Annotated in this window: 16 protein-coding genes; 2 read left to right on the top strand and 14 right to left on the bottom strand. The window is 70.1% G+C overall.

All coding sequences use genetic code 11. From position 1 onward, the window contains the following. Nucleotides 1–22: 22 nt before the first annotated feature. The 10 genes from lepB (QC385_RS39255) to proS form a co-directional block, all read right to left on the bottom strand. Nucleotides 23–985, bottom strand: a complete 963-nt coding sequence (gene lepB / locus QC385_RS39255) for a signal peptidase I (protein ID WP_279546201.1) — start codon at nucleotides 983–985, stop codon at nucleotides 23–25. Then, the gene (gene lepB / locus QC385_RS39250) at nucleotides 873–1,964 is read right to left on the bottom strand and encodes a signal peptidase I (protein ID WP_279546200.1); all 1,092 of its coding nucleotides are present in this window, start codon (nucleotides 1,962–1,964) and stop codon (nucleotides 873–875) included. The genes lepB (QC385_RS39255) and lepB (QC385_RS39250) overlap by 113 nt, the downstream gene beginning before the upstream one ends. Further along, nucleotides 1,957–2,682, bottom strand: coding sequence for a signal peptidase I (gene lepB / locus QC385_RS39245; protein ID WP_279546199.1), 726 nt, complete (start codon nucleotides 2,680–2,682; stop codon nucleotides 1,957–1,959). Before lepB (QC385_RS39245) ends, lepB (QC385_RS39250) begins: the two co-directional genes overlap by 8 nt. A gap of 45 nt (nucleotides 2,683–2,727) precedes the next feature. Next, the gene (rplS, locus tag QC385_RS39240) at nucleotides 2,728–3,078 is read right to left on the bottom strand and encodes a 50S ribosomal protein L19 (protein ID WP_030852073.1); all 351 of its coding nucleotides are present in this window, start codon (nucleotides 3,076–3,078) and stop codon (nucleotides 2,728–2,730) included. Nucleotides 3,079–3,214: 136 nt separating this feature from the next. Continuing rightward, the gene (trmD, locus tag QC385_RS39235; RefSeq protein WP_279546198.1) at nucleotides 3,215–4,048 is read right to left on the bottom strand and encodes a tRNA (guanosine(37)-N1)-methyltransferase TrmD; all 834 of its coding nucleotides are present in this window, start codon (nucleotides 4,046–4,048) and stop codon (nucleotides 3,215–3,217) included. Then, nucleotides 4,049–4,627, bottom strand: coding sequence for a ribosome maturation factor RimM (gene rimM / locus QC385_RS39230; RefSeq protein WP_279546197.1), 579 nt, complete (start codon nucleotides 4,625–4,627; stop codon nucleotides 4,049–4,051). It lies immediately after the preceding gene. Nucleotides 4,628–4,707: 80 nt separating this feature from the next. Continuing rightward, entirely contained in the window at nucleotides 4,708–4,947 is a 240-nt protein-coding gene (locus QC385_RS39225; protein ID WP_005479813.1) for an RNA-binding protein, read from the bottom strand. A gap of 2 nt (nucleotides 4,948–4,949) precedes the next feature. Beyond that, nucleotides 4,950–5,369: a 30S ribosomal protein S16 gene (gene rpsP, locus QC385_RS39220; protein WP_010044494.1), complete on the bottom strand. Its 420-nt coding sequence runs from the start codon at nucleotides 5,367–5,369 to the stop codon at nucleotides 4,950–4,952. A 295-nt stretch (nucleotides 5,370–5,664) separates the two neighbouring features. Continuing rightward, entirely contained in the window at nucleotides 5,665–6,273 is a 609-nt protein-coding gene (locus QC385_RS39215) for a hypothetical protein (RefSeq protein WP_279546196.1), read from the bottom strand. Between the two features lie 240 nt (nucleotides 6,274–6,513). Next, nucleotides 6,514–7,929, bottom strand: coding sequence for a proline--tRNA ligase (proS, locus tag QC385_RS39210; RefSeq protein ID WP_279546195.1), 1,416 nt, complete (start codon nucleotides 7,927–7,929; stop codon nucleotides 6,514–6,516). A 199-nt stretch (nucleotides 7,930–8,128) separates the two neighbouring features. Between proS and QC385_RS39205 the strand changes: the two genes are divergently transcribed. Then, on the top strand, nucleotides 8,129–8,983 hold the full coding sequence (locus QC385_RS39205) for a methyltransferase domain-containing protein (RefSeq protein ID WP_279546194.1): 855 nt from the start codon (nucleotides 8,129–8,131) through the stop codon (nucleotides 8,981–8,983). 136 nt (nucleotides 8,984–9,119) lie between these two features. After that, nucleotides 9,120–9,722, top strand: a complete 603-nt coding sequence (locus QC385_RS39200; protein WP_279546193.1) for a hypothetical protein — start codon at nucleotides 9,120–9,122, stop codon at nucleotides 9,720–9,722. 120 nt (nucleotides 9,723–9,842) lie between these two features. Here the strand turns inward: QC385_RS39200 and ffh are convergent, their stop codons facing one another. From ffh to QC385_RS39180, 4 genes are all read right to left on the bottom strand, one after another. Further along, complete coding sequence (ffh, locus tag QC385_RS39195) at nucleotides 9,843–11,393, bottom strand: signal recognition particle protein (protein ID WP_279546192.1); 1,551 nt, start codon at nucleotides 11,391–11,393, stop codon at nucleotides 9,843–9,845. Nucleotides 11,394–11,476: 83 nt separating this feature from the next. Further along, a complete protein-coding gene (locus QC385_RS39190; RefSeq protein WP_279546191.1) occupies nucleotides 11,477–13,924 on the bottom strand; it encodes a [protein-PII] uridylyltransferase in 2,448 nt (815 codons plus the stop codon). A 28-nt stretch (nucleotides 13,925–13,952) separates the two neighbouring features. Beyond that, nucleotides 13,953–14,291, bottom strand: a complete 339-nt coding sequence (locus QC385_RS39185; protein ID WP_003993253.1) for a P-II family nitrogen regulator — start codon at nucleotides 14,289–14,291, stop codon at nucleotides 13,953–13,955. Further along, the gene (locus QC385_RS39180; protein ID WP_279546189.1) at nucleotides 14,288–15,631 is read right to left on the bottom strand and encodes an ammonium transporter; all 1,344 of its coding nucleotides are present in this window, start codon (nucleotides 15,629–15,631) and stop codon (nucleotides 14,288–14,290) included. The genes QC385_RS39185 and QC385_RS39180 overlap by 4 nt, the downstream gene beginning before the upstream one ends. Between the last annotated feature and the right edge of the window lie 131 nt (nucleotides 15,632–15,762).

Raw genomic sequence — 15,762 nt, 5'->3', positions numbered from 1 at the left:
CGGGGTCAGCCCACCGTCGCGATCACTGCTTCCGGCGGCGCCACAGCACCACCGGCACCACCCCCAGCAGCGCCAGCCCCTGCGGCGCCGCCGTCAGACCGGCCGCGGCCGGCTGGGCATTGAGACCGGCCTGGTCGAAGGTGTCCGGCACCGGCAGGTTGTCCCAGCGGTTGACCGGCCAGGCGATGACGATGGCCCGGCCCACGACGTCCTTCACCGGGACCATGCCGTTGTGCTTGTCCGCCTGGTTGTAGCGGGAGTCCCGGGAGTTCTGCCGGTGGTCGCCCATGACCCAGATGTAGCCCTCGGGGACCTTCACCTTGAACTGACCGCCCTGGTCGTCGACGCTGCACGGCGTGTTGCCGGCGTAGACGTACGACCGCTCGTCCAGCGCCTTGCCGTTGACGGTCAGCGGGCCCGTGTTCTTGCACTCGACCGTGTCGCCGCCGACGCCGACGACCCGCTTGATGAGGTCCTTCTCCTCCGCGGACGGCATGAGGCCGATCCAGCTGAGGAACGTCTGGAAGGCGTTCGGATCCGCCACCGGCTCGCCCGCCAGCCAGTTGTCGGGGTCGTGGAAGACGACGACCTCGCCACGCTCGGGCTCGGAGCCGAACCACGGGGTGAGCTTGTCGACCAGGACGCGGTCGCCCTGCTGGAGGGTGTTCTGCATCGAGTCGGAGGGGATGGAGAACGCCTGCACCAGGAAGGTCTTGATCAGCAGCGCGAGCACCAGCGCGATGCCGATCAGGATGGGCAGCTCCTTCCAGAAGGAGCGCTGCTTCTTCGGTGTCCTGGCCGTGCCTCCCGGCCCTTCGCCCTCGGCTGTGCCGTACTCGTCTGTCACCCTGTCGCCCTCGGCTGCCCCGGAGTCATTCCCGGAGGTCACAGCGCTGTCCGCGGCCGGGACGGCGGATTCCGCGGGGCGTCCGCGGTGCTCCTCGCCGTCGTGTCCGGACCGTGCGCCAACCGCCACATCCCCCACGCCAACTCCTCACTCTGTGCCGCCGCCTGCCCCACACACGACGCAGGCCCACCACTCCCATAACGAGCGGGAGTTCCGCAGGGGTCGGGAGCTGGATCGTTCCATTCGAATCGTCGGAGGCAACCCTATGCGACAGTTCGGCAGCGGCGGTCGACCCGGTGGCCGAGTCGGACACGGAGGCGTACGTGTTCGGTTCCTCCAGGGTGCTCCAGTGCCCGAAGGGCCAGGCGATGACCATGGCACGGCCGACGACCTCTTCCTCGGAGACCGTGCCGCCGTAGTCGGTGTCCTGGTGGGCGCGGGAGTCCGCGGAGTTGTTCCGGTGGTCGCCCATCACCCACAGCCGTCCCGGGGGGACGGTGATGTCGAACGGCGTGTCGGACGGGGCGTTGCCGGGGTACAGGTAGTCCTCGACCAGCGGGATGCCGTTGACGGTCACGCGTCCTTGCGCGTCGCAGCACTTGACGCGGTCTCCGCCGACGCCGACGACCCGCTTGATGAGGTCCTTCTCGTCGTCGGACGGCAGCAGGCCGATGAAGGTGAGCCCTTCCTTGACCTGCTTGATGACGATGGGGTCGTCCTTCGGAAGGGTGGTCTGCTCGTCCTGGAGCCAGCCGCCGGGATCCTTGAACACGACGACGTCCCCGCGCTGCGGCTTGGAGCCGAACCACGGGGTGAGCTTGTCGACCAGGACGCGGTCGCCGATCTGGATCGTCTGCTCCATGGAGCCGGACGGGATGACGAAGGCCTGGACGAGGAACGTCTTCAGTACGAGCGCTATCAGGACGGCGACGCCCACGAGGAGCGGTATCTCCTTGACGGCACCGCGCCTGCGGCGCCGCTTGACCTTCTTCTGGAGCTTGCGCCGCTCGGCGCGCGTACGGCCGCTGGATGGACCGGCGGCGCGACGGGCGCCGGTGGGCAGCAGGTTCTCGGCGGGGCCGGCGGGGACGCCGCGCGGTTTTCCGCGGTTACCCATGGGCGCCCGCCCTTCCGGCGGCGGCAGCGGGCACGCGCGCGTAGGCGTCGGGGCGGTCCAGCCGGGTGGCGTGGCCGAAGGGCCAGACGATCCAGTCGGCGCGGCCGATCACTTCGTCGACCGGGACCATGCCGCCGCCCGGTGAGCCGAGGTGGTCCCGGGAGTCGCTGGAGTCGCCCCGGTGGTCACCGAGAACGAACAGCGTGCCGGCGGGGACGGCGACGTCGAAAGGCACCGTGGAGGGGCTGTCGCCGGGATAAAGGAAGCCCGACTCGTCGACCGGCCGGCCGTTCACCTGGATCCTCCCCTCCTTGTCGCAGCAGACGACGTGGTCTCCCCCCACGCCGACAACGCGTTTGATGTAGTCCGCGTGCCCGAAGTACCCGGTCCCGTCGAACACGACGATGTCTCCCCGCCGCGGCTCGGCACCGAAACGGTACGCCAACTTATTTACGAGAACCCGGTCCCCGATCCTCAATCCCTGTTCCATGGATCCGCTGGGGATCTGGAACGGCCGCAGCACGAACGTGCTGAGCAGCAGCAGGAAGAGCAGGCAGGCCAGCAGCGTCAGGGTGATCCGGCCGCCCGGGACCCACTCGGTGGCACGCGACAACGCGAAACGCGACCGTTCCTCCAGCCCTCCGGGATCCGAGGTGTCCTCGGAGTCGGAAGGGCGGGAGGAGCGGTCGCGCTCCGTCGGCTGAGCTTCGGTGTCCATCGGAGCCAGATGCTATCCGGCCCCGGCGCGAACCCCGGAGAGCGCTCAGTTCTCGCGCTTCTCCTTGATCTTCGCGGCCTTGCCGCGCAGCTCGCGCAGGTAGTACAGCTTGGCGCGGCGGACGTCACCCTTGGTGACGAGCTCGATCTTCTCCACGATCGGGGTGTGCACCGGGAAGGTGCGCTCGACGCCGACGGAGAAGGAGACCTTGCGGACCGTGAAGGTCTCGCGGACGCCGGAGCCCTGGCGGCGGATCACGACGCCCTTGAACTGCTGCACACGGGAGCGGTTGCCCTCGATGACGCGGACGTGCACGTTGACCGTGTCGCCCGGGCGGAAGGCGGGGACGTCGCTGCGCAGCGACGCGGAGTCGACGGTGTCGAGCAGGTGAGACATTTCGTCTGCTTTCCTCGCTGATGCCACAGGTCATCAACGGAAACTAGGTGTTTCGGATTCAGGGCCGTGCGGGTCGGAGCGGGCGTCGTCTCCCCCTGTGGCAGGGGCGCGCGCCGGACGGACGCACAACAGCTGGCTATTCTTCCACGCCGTCGGTCCTGCGCCAAAATCGGCCGTACGGCTCCCCCGCCGGGTCCGGTGCCCAGCCCAGGATGGACAGCATCTCGCGGTCCTTCTTGTCGAAGGCCTTGGGATCGCACCGCTCGATGAGGTCGGGCCGGTGGGCCGTGGTGCGCTTCAGTGCCTCGTCCCGCCGCCAGCGGGCGATCTTCCCGTGGTGGCCGCTGAGTAGCACGTCGGGGATGTCCCGGCCGCGCCACTCGGGCGGCTTGGTGTAGACGGGACCCTCCAGCAGGCTCTCCATGGCACCGGGCGCGAAGGAGTCGTCCCGGTGGGACTCGGCGTTGCCCAGGACGCCGGGCAGCAGCCGCGCCACGGCCTCCGTGACGACGAGGACGGCCGCCTCGCCGCCGGCCAGGACGTAGTCGCCGATGGACACCTCGTACACCGGCATCCGCGTCGCGTACTCGTCGACGACCCGGCGGTCGATGCCCTCGTAGCGGGCCGGCGTGAAGATCAGCCAGGGACGCTCGGAGAGGTGGACGGCGAGCTCCTGGGTGAAGGGGCGGCCGCTGGGCGTGGGCACGATGAGGGCCGGCGCGTGGGAGCCGGTCTCGTAGCCGTCGGCCAGGACGGAGTCCAGCGCCTCTCCCCAGGGCTCGGTCTTCATGACCATGCCGGGGCCGCCGCCGTAGGGCGTGTCGTCGACGGTGTTGTGGCGGTCGTAGGTCCAGGAACGCAGGTCGTGGACGTGTACGTTCAGCTGTCCACGCGCGCGTGCCTTGCCCACGAGCGAGACGTTCAGCGGTTCCAGGTACTCGGGGAAGATCGTGACGACGTCGAGGCGCATTTACGACTCTTCCCGGCTGGAGACGTCTTCCCGGCCGGAGGCATCTTCCCGGCTGGAGGCGATCTCGGCGCGGTCGTCGATCAGGCCCGGCGGCGGGGTGATGACGGCCTTCTGCTCCTCGAGGTCGATCTCGGCGACGATCTCCTCGACGAAGGGGATCATCACCTCGCTGCCGTCCGGACGTTCCACGATGAACAGGTCCTGGGTGGGCAGGTGCGAGATCTCCGTGATCCGGCCGACCTCCGTGCCCTCCGCGGTGACCACGTCGAGGTCGATGAGCTGGTGGTCGTAGTACTCGTCCTCGCCCTCGGGCAGTTCCTCCGGGTCGACGTCGGCGATCAGGAGGGTGTTGCGCAGGGCCTCGGCGCCGGTGCGGTCGCTGACGCCCTCGAAGCGCAGCAGGAGACGGCCGCTGTGGACGCGGCCCGTCTCGATGGTGAGCGGTCCCGTGGAAGCGGGATCGGTGGTGAGTACGGCGCCGGGGGCGAGCCTCAGTTCCGGCTCGTCGGTCCGTACCTCGACGGTGACCTCGCCCTTGATGCCATGGGCACGGCCGATCCGTGCGACTACCAGCTGCACGTGTCCAGTCTCCTGTCATACGACTGCGGGCCGGGGACGGCCCTCAGGCCTTCCCCGGCCCGAGCCGGTTGCGATAAGCGTCAGCGGACGTGGTCCACGTCGACGAGGTCGACGCGGACACCGCGACCGCCGATGGCGCCCACGACGGTACGCAGGGCGCGTGCGGTGCGGCCGTTGCGGCCGATCACCTTGCCGAGGTCGTCCGGGTGGACCCGGACCTCGAGCACTCGCCCGCGGCGCAGGTCGCGCGAGGCGACCTGCACATCGTCAGGGTTGTCGACGATGCCCTTCACGAGGTGCTCGAGAGCCTCCTCGAGCATGCTCAGGCCTCGGTCGAAGCGGACTCAGCGGCGGCCTCGTCCTTCTTCTCAGCCTTCTTCTTCTGGGTGATCGCCTCACCCTTGCCCTCGTCGTCGCCGCCGATGGCCTCGAACGACGGGCGCGCGGCCTTCTCGGGCTGCGTCAGCAGCGGAGCCGGGGCGGGCTCGCCCTTGAACTTCTGCCAGTCGCCGGTCTTCTTGAGGATGGCCATCACGGGCTCGGTCGGCTGCGCGCCGACACCGAGCCAGTACGCCACACGCTCGGCGTCGACCTCGATCACCGACGGGTTGTACGTCGGGTGGTACTTGCCGATCTCCTCGATCGCACGACCGTCACGACGGGTACGGGAGTCGGCGACGACGATGCGGTAGTGAGGCGAACGGATCTTGCCCAGACGCTTCAGCTTGATCTTGACTGCCACGGGAGTGGGTTCTCCTGGTTTTGACGTGGTTGGGCACGGCGAGAAAAGCCGCGTGGGGTTGCGGTACCCGAGTGCCCGATGGACGCGTCAGCCGGAGGCGAGAGGGTTCCTGTGCGGCTGTCGAGTACAGCTAGCCATTGTGCCATACCCTGCCGGGCGGCCTTGACCGAGGGGTTCACTGCCGTGCGGGCACGCTGAAGGGGCACCCGGCGTGGAGGTGAGGTACGTCGGGTGCCCTGCCCGGCAGTGGCGGGTGCTGTCCCGACCGGCAGCCACGAGATGCCGGTTGTGGACGTCAGCCGGCCGCCGCCCCCGCTCCCACGACGTCCGGGATCCGGAACGGCTTGCCGCAGCCGCCGCAGACGATCGGCGCCTGGGCGAGGACCGAAGGGACGACGCGTACGTTGCGGCCGCAGTCGCAGACCGCCTTGACGCGGACGCCGCCGCCGGAGGAGCCGTGCCGGGCGGCCGGGCCCCGGAAGGTGCGGGAGGTGTCGGACGTGGTCGCGGCCGTGTGGGCCTTCAGGGCGCGCTGGAGGCGCTCCATCGTCGGGCGGTAGCGGCGCTTCGCCTCGGGGGTGAGCGTGACCAGGGAGAAACCGCTGCTGGGGTGCGGTTCCTCGGGGTGGTCCAGGCCCAGCTCCTCGGCGATCGCGAGGAATCTGCGGTTGTGGTAGCGGCCGGCACGGGAGGTGTCGCGGACGCCGCGGGCGGCGGCGATGCCATGGACTGCCTCATGGAGCAGTCGCTCGAAGGAGAGCTCGTGACCGCACGCGGACGACGACTCCCCGATCAGGGACTCTGGCGCGGCAAGGTCGGGCAGCTCGGGGTGGTACCGCTGAATATCGGCCCACGCCTGTGCCAGCTCTGCGGCGAGAACAGGTGGTGTCTGTGTCGTGCTCACGTAATGACAACGAGTCGGGGTGCCCCAGTGTTCCGATTCCGGGGCATCCCAAATAATTTGCACGTACCCGTCAGTTGCCTCTGATGCGTCCCGAGGAGGGCGGGTGCGCTGATCTGTGGAGAAGCCTCACAGCTCACCACAAGGTGGTGCGTAGTCCGCGTACGCCCCGGCGCGTAGAGCATGTGCGCGCGCCGGGGTGCGCGGTTACGCAAGAGGCATTTCGGTCGCCTTGCGCCCCACTCAGTAAGCGCGTGCGACGACCGCGACGTTACCGGGTGCGTCGTCGGCGTCCGGCACCGACCCGTCCTCGGCGACCAGACACCGTACGGTCACCGCGTGGTCGGCCAGCTTGGCCTCGCCCTCCTCGCCGAGCACCGCCCACGGGATACGCGCCCAGCCGCCCGCGGCGGCCACCTCGACGGCCTCGTCGATCGTCGCGACCTCGGTGGTACGGGACTCGCGGCGCTCCCGGGACTGCTTCAGCAGCAGCGCCTGGTCTTCTTCGAGGACCTTCGGCAGCAGCGACACCAGGGCGTCCAGGGAGACCGGCTCCTTGCCGCCCGGAATGCGGCGGGCCAGCATCGCGGTGCCGTTCTCCAGGTCGCGCGGGCCGATCTCGATGCGGACCGGCACACCCTTGAGCTCCCAGTCGACGGCACGGCGGCCGAACGGGGTGTCGGTGCGGTCGTCGACCTGGACACGGATGCCGGCCGCCTTCAGCCGGTCGCCGAGCTCGCGGACCTTGGCCAGAACCGCCTCGTCGCCCTTGATCGCGAGCACCACGGCCTGGGTCTGAGCCAGCCTCGGCGGGACGCGCAGGCCGTTGTCGTCACCGTGCATCATCACCAGGGCGCCGATCATGCGGGTGGTGGAACCCCAGGAGGTCTGCCAGACCAGCTCCTGCCGGCCGTCCTTCGACAGGTACTGGGTGTTGAAGGCCTTGGCGAAGTTCTGGCCGAGCTCGTGGCTGGTGGCCATCTGGAGGGCCTTGCCGTCACCCATCATGCCTTCGAGCGTGAGGGTGTTGATCGCGCCGGCGAACCGCTCCTTGACGGTCTTGCGGCCGGGGACGACGTCCATCGCCAGGACGTTCACCATGAAGTCCTCGTAGACCTGCCGGTGGATGTGCGCGGCGAAATCGCGCGCCTCCTCGTACGTGGCGTGCGCGGTGTGGCCCTCCTGCCAGAGAAACTCGGTGGTCCGCAGGAAGAGGCGGGGCCGCAGCTCCCAGCGCACGACGTTCGCCCACTGGTTGATGAGCAGCGGCAGGTCGCGGTAGCTCTGCACCCACTTCGAGAAGTAGTCGTTGATGATCATCTCGGAGGTGGGGCGCACGACCGCCGGCTCCTCCAGCTCCTTGCCGCCGCCGTGCGTGACGACCGCGAGCTCCGGCGCGAAGCCCTCGACGTGGTCCGCCTCGCGGGTGAGGTACGACTGCGGGATCAGGAGCGGGAAGTACGCGTTCTGGGTGCCGGTCTCCTTGATGCGGGCGTCCATCTCGGCCTGCATCCGCTCCCACAACCCGTACCCGTACGGTCGGATGACCATGGTGCCGCGCACCGGTCCGTTGTCGGCGAGCTCCGCCTTGGTGATCAAGTCCTGGTACCAGCGCGGGAAATCGTCCGCCTGGGGGGTGAGTACGGGTGCCTTGGCCATGGCGAGATGGTACGGGCCCACGTTGCCGGAATGTGAAATCTCGCCATAGGCACATGACAACTCATATACCGGGCCGCATTCCACTGGACGACAGGTCGAGGGGGGAGTTTCCTGGCATACGGGGGTAGTGCGAGCGCACTGTCACGGGGGCCATGGAATCGGGCAAGAGGCAACTCTCGGCGGATTGGGGCGCTTACTTATGACACCTACGCTCGTGCGGCAGCACCTGCCTCACGCGGGGGCCGCACCCCGCGTGGACCTGCGTGCACGCGCGCGTGACTGGTCCGAGATCCAGGAGCGGATGCTCGTACCGCTCTATGAGGCCGTCTATGAGCGACTGGACGTGGGTCCCACGACGCGGCTGCTCGGCCTCGGCTGCGGTTCCGGACTCGCCCTGCTGATGGCCGCCGCCCGGGGAGCGGCGGTCACCGGTGTCGACGCTTCCCCCGAAAGAATGGCCCTCGCACGGCAGCGGTTGCTGCCCGAGGCGGGGGCCACGCGCCCGCATGCGGGCGCCCGGCTGGTCGACGGTTCGCCCCGGGACACCAAGGAGCCGGGCGCTCCCGCGTACACCCTGGTGACCGCCTTCGAGCCGATCGGGTGCCTCGCGGGCGACTCGGAGGGGCTGGGCGGACTGCTCGCGGAGGCGACGCCGCTGGCGGGGCGCGGAGCGGCCGTGGTGCTGGCCGGCTGGGGCCCGCCGGAGCGGTGCGCCACGACGTCCGTGCTGCGGGTCGCCACCAAGCTGGCGGAGCCACTGCGCAGCACGGGCAGCTGGCGTCCCGCCCTCCGCGACGACCTGGAGGACGTCGCCCAGCGGGCCGGTCTCAAGCCGGACGGGTCCGGGCGGGTGGCGTGCCCCTTCGGGTACGCCGATGTGGACAGCGCGGTGCGCGGGCTCAAGTCGACGGGGTTGTTCGACGCGGCGATCACGGCGACGGACCAGGTGCAGGTGGACAAGGAGCTGACCGAGGCTCTGCATCCGCACCAGCGGCAGGACGGGACGGTGTGGATGCCGAACGTTTTCCGGTATCTGATCGCCCGGACGCGGTGACGAACAAGTCTTCAGTGCAGGTGTGAATGGTGTGAAGAAAGCACCATGGGGTCCTTCGGGTTTCACCAGGTGGATCATGAACGCTTAATGTGATCCACCGCTCGGGGGACCTACACATCTGCATACAGGAGCTGTTTTGCCGCACCACAAGACCGCGCTGCGTCTCGTCGCGCCCGTCGCCGTTCTCGCTCTGGCCCTCACCGCCTGCGGTGGCGGCGGTGACAAGGCCGACGCGAAGAGCCCGGACACCGAGAAGGCCAAGGTCTTCCCGTCGCCGGAGCCGGCTTCCGGTGGCGAGCTGGGAACCGGCGAGAGCGCCACGGGCAAGGTCGCGGAGGACCCGGGCGAGGTCACCTACGACGTCGTGGCGCAGAAGGTCGACGTGGGCACCGAGGCGGAGGCCGCCAAGGCCGTGTCGGAGCCGGGCAAGGTCAAGGGCATGGTGCTTGCCGTCGCCCACGTGAAGTACACGCACAAGAGCGGGCCCGCCCTCACCGAGGGCTCGGACGTGCACGACGGCACCACGGTCTTCGCCGACGGGCGGCGCGGCAGTGTCCTCATCGGCGCGTCCGAGGACACGGCGGGCTGCGAGGACCCGTACGACGTCGAGAGCTGGAAGCAGGGCGAGAGCCACGTCTTCTGCGAGACGTACGTGATCCCGGCGAACGCCAAGAGCGTCGAGGTCCACTGGTCCGAGGAGGACGGCGAGCCCTACATCTGGAAGTTCCCGAACGCCTGACCGGCGCGCCGTCGACGAACCACTGAGGGCGCCCCCCTTCCTTCGAAGGGGGGCGCCCTCAGTGCCGTTCAGCAGTCCGTGTCGTCCGGGAACGGGCGGTCAGCCGATGGGCTTCTCGGATCAGCCCATGAACTTCTTGAACTCGTCGGGGAGTTCGAAGTCCTTGCCGCCCTGCTGCGGCAGCCCGAAGGCGTTGCCGCCCTCTGCGGCGGCCGCGCGGCGGGCGGCCTCCTCCTGCTCCTGCTGCTTGCGCTTCATCGGGTTGCCGGAGCGCTGCTTGCCCTTGGCCTGCTTCTGCTTCTTCTTCGCCCTGCCGGGGCCGCCGCCCATGCCCGGCATGCCGGGCATCCCGGGCATGCCGCCGCCCTGGGCCATGCGGGACATCATCTTGCGGGCCTCGAAGAACCGCTCGACCAGGTTCTTCACCGCGCTGACCTCGACGCCGGAGCCCTTGGCGATACGGGCGCGGCGCGAGCCGTTGATGATCGTCGGCTCCTGGCGCTCGGCCGGGGTCATCGACTTGATGATCGCGGCCGTGCGGTCGACGTCCCGCTCGTCGAGGTTGTTGATCTGGTCCTTCATCTGGCCCATGCCCGGGAGCATGCCGAGCAGCTTGGAGATGGAGCCCATCTTCCTGACCTGCTCCATCTGGGCCAGGAAGTCGTCGAGGGTGAAGTCCTGGCCCTTCTTGGAGGCCAGCTTCTCGGCCATCTTCTGGGCTTCGGCCTGGTCGAAGGTCTTCTCCGCCTGCTCGATCAGGGTGAGCAGGTCACCCATGTCGAGGATGCGGGAGGCCATCCGGTCCGGGTGGAAGGCGTCGAAGTCGTCGAGCTTCTCGCCGTTCGACGCGAACATGATCGGCTTGCCGGTGATCTGCCGGATCGACAGGGCCGCACCACCGCGGGCGTCACCGTCGAGCTTGGAGAGCACCACGCCGTCGAAGCCGACGCCGTCGCGGAAGGCCTCGGCGGTGTTGACGGCGTCCTGACCGATCATCGCGTCGACGACGAACAGGATCTCGTCGGGGCTGACCGCGTCCCGGATGTCCGCGGCCTGCTGCATCATCTCCTGGTCGATGCCCAGGCGGCCGGCGGTGTCCACGATGACGATGTCGTGGACCTTGGACTTGGCGTGCTCGATGGAGTCCTTGGCGACCTTGACCGGGTCGCCGACGCCGTTGCCCGGCTCGGGCGCGTAGACGGCGACACCGGCGCGCTCGGCGACGACGCTGAGCTGGTTCACGGCGTTCGGGCGCTGGAGGTCACAGGCGACGAGCAGCGGCGAGTGGCCCTGCTCCTTCAGCCAGTGGCCGAGCTTGCCCGCGAGGGTGGTCTTACCGGCACCCTGCAGACCGGCCAGCATGATCACCGTGGGCGGCTGCTTGGCGAAGCGCAGGCGCCTGGTCTCGCCGCCGAGGATGGTGACCAGTTCGTCGTTGACGATCTTGAGGACCTGCTGGGCGGGGTTCAGCGCCCTGCTGACCTCGGCGCCGAGCGCGCGCTCCTTGACGTTCTTGATGAACGTACGGACGACCGGCAGCGCCACGTCCGCCTCGAGGAGCGCGATCCGGATCTCGCGCGCCGTGGCGTCGATGTCCGCCTCGGAGAGCCGTCCCTTGCCGCGCAGGTTCTTGAAGGTCGCTGAGAGGCGATCGGAAAGAGTATCGAACACGGCGCTCGCGGTCCTCGGGGTCGGAGACAGACTGGGGAATCGCCCTCCAGGGTATCCCGGCGTGACAAGTCGCCGGGTCGCCCTCACCCACGCAGGGTCTCCTCCAGCTTCCGCGCCACCGACTCGGCCTCGTCGCCGGGCAGCGGCGCGCCCTCGGGACCGGTGACGTAGAAGGCGTCCACGGCGTTCGCGCCGAGCGTCGAGACGTGCGCGCTGCGCATCTGCACGCTCGCGTCCTCCAGGGCGCGGCCAATGCGGAACAGCAGGCCCGGGGCGTCCTGGGAGCGGACCTCGATGACGGTGGCCAGCCGGGAGGCGGCCGGGTGGACCGACACCCGGGGCGGCGGGGCCACCACGCCCCGGCGGCGCGGATAGGCCGCGTCCCGTTCGGCGAGGCGGCCGGCGATGTCCAGGGAGCCGTCCAGCGCCCGCACGAGGTCGGCGCGGAGGCGGGCGGCCTGCGGCAGGGAGCCGTACTCGGCGGCGACCCGCCAGTCCAGCAGCAGGACGGTGCCGTCGACACCGTCCGGGAGGGTCAGGGACCGCAGCTCCGCCGTTCGCACGGTCAGCCGGTGCATGGCGAGGACACCGGCCACCGCGGGCAGCACACCCGGCTGATCGGGCACGGCGATGAGCAGTTCCACGCCGAGCGGCTCGGGGTCGCCGGAGGGCTCCTGCCCGGCGGGCGGCTCGGTCTGCGCCCGCAGGGAGAGGACCGGGCTGCCCGTCGCGACCGCCTCGATGGCGAGCCGCTCCTGCTCGGCGGTCGGCGCCGCGTCCTCGGGGTCGGCCGGGACGTCCCCGGCGAGCACCGCCGAGACCCGCTCGACCAGGTCGGCGACGAGCGAACCGCGCCAGGACGACCAGGCGGCCGGGCCGGTGGCCAGGGCGTCGGCCTCGGTGAGCGCGTGCAGCAGTTCCAGGGTGCCCTGGGAGCCGACGGCCTCGGCGACCGAGCGCACGGTGGCCGGGTCCTCCAGGTCACGCCGGGTGGCGGTCTCGACGAGCAGCAGGTGGTGCCGGACGAGGGTGGCGACGACCGTCACGTCGTGGCGGTCGAAGCCGACGCGGGCGGCCACGTCCTTGGCGATGATCTCGCCGGCCACCGAGTGGTCGCCGGGCCAGCCCTTGCCGATGTCGTGCAGCAGCGCGGCGACCAGCAGCAGGTCGGGGCGGCTGACGCGGCGGGTGAACTCGGAGGCGCGCACGGCGGTCTCGATGAGATGCCGGTCCACGGTCCAGATGTGCACGGCGTTGCGCTGCGGGCGGCAGCGCACCCGCTCCCAGTCCGGCAGCAGCCGCGTGATCAGCCCCTCGGCCTCCAGCGCCTCCCAGACCTCGATGGTCGGGCGGCCGGAGCCGAGCAGGGTGACGAGCTGTTCGCGTGCCTCGGCGGGCCAGGGTGTGGGCAGCGGGCGCACGGTGGCCGCCATGCGCCGTACGGCGTGCAGGGAGAGCGGGAGTCCGGCCTGTGCGGCGGCGGCCGCGGCGCGCAGCGGCAGTACGGGGTCGCGCTCGGGGCGTGCGGCACGGGCGAGCACCACCTCGCCGTCCTGCTCCACGACGCCTTCGGCCAGCGGAGAACGCTCGGCGGTCGGTTTCCCGCCGCCCAGCATGGCGCGCAGCCTGGGCCGCACGGCGCGCGATCGCAGCACGCGCCCCACCTCACGCCAGGTGACGTCACTGGCGTACGAGATGAGCCGCGCCGCTTCGTAGACCTGCCGCAGCAGCGTGTCCGCGTCGAGCAGGCCGAGCTCGGCGGCCACCTGGTCCTGCTCCTGGAGCGCGAGCCGGTCGGTCGCCCTCCCGGTGGCCAGGTGCAGTGCGTCCCGGACGTCGAGGAGCCGGCGCCGGGCGTCGGCGAGGCCCTCGCGCGGGGCGTCGGCGAGCCAGGAGGCGGCGACGGCGCGCAGGGCGGTGGCATCGCGCAGCCCGCCGCGGGCCTCCTTCAGGTCGGGTTCCAGGAGGTACTGCAACTCGCCCTGGCGCTCGGCGCGTTCCGCGCACAGCTCCTGGAGTTCGGGGAGGCGTTTGGGCGCCTGGTTGCGCCAGTCGGCCAGCACGGCCGTACGCAGCCCGGCCGTGAGGCCGAGGTCACCGGCGAGGTGCCGGGCGTCCAGCAGGCCGAGCTGCACCTTGAGGTCCTCGCCGGAGGTCTTGCGGGCCTCGGCGGGCGTGCGGACGGAGTGGTCGAGGGCCAGGCCCAGGTCCCACACGGGGTACCAGAGCCGGTCGGCGAGGGCGGCGACCGCCTTGGGGTCGCTGCCGTCGTGCAGCAGGAGCAGGTCGAGGTCGCTGCGCGGGGAGAGTTCTCCGCGTCCGTAACCGCCTACGGCGACCAGGGAGACCCCGCGCAGCCCCTCCGAGCCCGCGGTGAACAGGCCGGTGAGCCAGTCGTCGGTGAGTTCGGCCAGGGCCGCACGGCGCGGCGGCCCGGACCGCGCCTCCTCGTTGAGGAGGCGCAGCCGGGCCGCCGCGTAGCCGCTGGGTCCCGAGTCCTCTGCTTCCTTCTGCACGTCCGTACCCGTCACCCAGCGACTCCTGTTCTGTTTGCCTGCCTCAGAGCGCGTCGGGGCCGCGCTCGCCGGTCCGGACCCGTACGGCCGTGTCGACCGGGATGGACCAGACCTTGCCGTCACCGATCTTGCCGGTGCGGGCCGCCTTGACCACGACGTCGATCAGCTGCTCGGCGTCGTCGTCCTCGACCAGGACCTCGATGCGGATCTTCGGGACCAGGTCGACGGTGTACTCGGCACCGCGGTAGACCTCGGTGTGGCCCCGCTGCCGACCGTAGCCGCTGGCCTCGGTGACCGTCAGGCCGTGCACGCCGAAGGCCTGGAGGGCCTCCTTGATCTCGTCGAGCCGGTGCGGCTTCACGACGGCGGTGATGAGCTTCATGCGTCCACCTTCTTGCTCTCGGCTCCGGCCACGGCGGCCGCGACGGCGGCGGTCTTGGCGGCACCGCCACCGGCGCCGCTGAAGTCGTATGCGGTCTCGGCGTGCTCGGCCTGGTCGATGCCGGCGACCTCATCGTCCTCGGTGACCCGCATACCCATGGTCTTGTCGAGGATGAAGGCGAGGAGCGCGGAGACGATCAGCGAGTAGGCGAGCACCGCGAAGACACCGGCGCACTGCTTCCAGAACTGGGTCAGGCCGCCGCCGTAGAAGAGGCCCTCGACCTCGGACTGGCCCTTGCCGCTGGCGAAGAAGCCGATCAGCAGCGAGCCGACGACACCGCCGACCAGGTGGACACCGACGACGTCGAGAGAGTCGTCGTAGCCGAACTTGTACTTCAGGCCGACGGCCATGGCGCACAGCACACCGGCGATGACGCCGACGGCGATCGCGCCGAGCGGGGTGACCGCGCCGCCGGCCGGGGTGATGGCGACCAGACCGGCGACCGCGCCGGAGGCGGCGCCCAGCGTGGTGAACGCGCCGTGGCGGATCTTCTCGTAGGCGAGCCAGGCCAGCATGGCGGCGGCGGTGGCGACCTGCGTGTTGACGAACATCAGCGCGCCGACACCGTCGTCGTTGCCGAGCCACGAGCCGGCGTTGAAGCCGAACCAGCCGAACCACAGCAGACCGGCGCCGAGCATGACCAGCGGCAGGCTGTGCGGGCGCATCGGGTCCCTCTTGAAGCCGACGCGCTTGCCGATGACCAGGATCACGCCGAGCGCGGCGGCACCGGCGTTGATGTGGACCGCCGTACCACCGGCGAAGTCGATCACACCCAGCTCGAAGGCCCAGCCGCCGGCGCCCCAGACCCAGTGCGCGACCGGGAAGTAGACGACCGTGGCCCACAGGGTGATGAACAGCGCCCAGGCGCTGAACTTCACGCGGTCGGCGAGGGCACCACTGATCAGGGCGGGTGTGATGATCGCGAACATCAGCTGGAAGACCAGGAACACGAACACCGGAATGGTGTAGCCGGGCCACAGCTCGGTCAGGCCGATGTTGCCGAGGCCGACCCAGTCGGAGTTCCAGCCGATGAGGCTGCCGGAGTCGGTGCCGAACGCCATGGAGAAGCCGTACAGCACCCACAGGATGGTGACGATCCCAAGGCTGATGAAGCTCATCATCAGCATGTTCAGGGTGCTCTTGACGCGGACCATGCCTCCGTAGAAGAAGGCCAGGCCCGGGGTCATGAGCATCACCAGGGCGGAACAGATGAGCATGAACCCTGTGTTGGCGGCAGACAGCTTGGGTGCTTCTGCGGCAAGGGTGATGGCTGGTGCCATCGGCGTCTCCTCGTCGTTGGTACGGCCCCGTGCGGGCGAAGCCTTGAGCGGAATGAGGGGTGGGCCGGTTATGCGCCACGAGATTGGCGCAGCGCGGTTTCGGTGGAAGCCCCTCGTTGTTTCGCCGCCGT

Origin of the sequence: Streptomyces sp. DH10 (assembly GCF_029813805.1) — a bacterium.
GTDB lineage: Bacteria > Actinomycetota > Actinomycetes > Streptomycetales > Streptomycetaceae > Streptomyces > Streptomyces coeruleofuscus.
The sequence above is the reverse complement of the archived record's forward strand: the minus strand, read 5'-3'. Positions and strand labels throughout refer to the sequence as shown.

Excerpts from the sequence above, each read along its gene's own strand:
- lepB (WP_279546200.1), bottom strand. The coding sequence starts at position 1,964 with ATGGGTAACCGCGGAAAACCGCGCGGCGTCCCCGCCGGCCCCGCCGAG.
- lepB (WP_279546199.1), bottom strand. The coding sequence starts at position 2,682 with ATGGACACCGAAGCTCAGCCGACGGAGCGCGACCGCTCCTCCCGCCCT.
- rplS (WP_030852073.1), bottom strand. The coding sequence starts at position 3,078 with ATGTCTCACCTGCTCGACACCGTCGACTCCGCGTCGCTGCGCAGCGAC.
- trmD (WP_279546198.1), bottom strand. The coding sequence starts at position 4,048 with ATGCGCCTCGACGTCGTCACGATCTTCCCCGAGTACCTGGAACCGCTG.
- QC385_RS39225 (WP_005479813.1), bottom strand. The coding sequence starts at position 4,947 with ATGCTCGAGGAGGCTCTCGAGCACCTCGTGAAGGGCATCGTCGACAAC.
- proS (WP_279546195.1), bottom strand. The coding sequence starts at position 7,929 with ATGGCCAAGGCACCCGTACTCACCCCCCAGGCGGACGATTTCCCGCGC.
- QC385_RS39205 (WP_279546194.1), top strand. The coding sequence starts at position 8,129 with ATGACACCTACGCTCGTGCGGCAGCACCTGCCTCACGCGGGGGCCGCA.
- QC385_RS39185 (WP_003993253.1), bottom strand. The coding sequence starts at position 14,291 with ATGAAGCTCATCACCGCCGTCGTGAAGCCGCACCGGCTCGACGAGATC.
- QC385_RS39180 (WP_279546189.1), bottom strand. The coding sequence starts at position 15,631 with ATGGCACCAGCCATCACCCTTGCCGCAGAAGCACCCAAGCTGTCTGCC.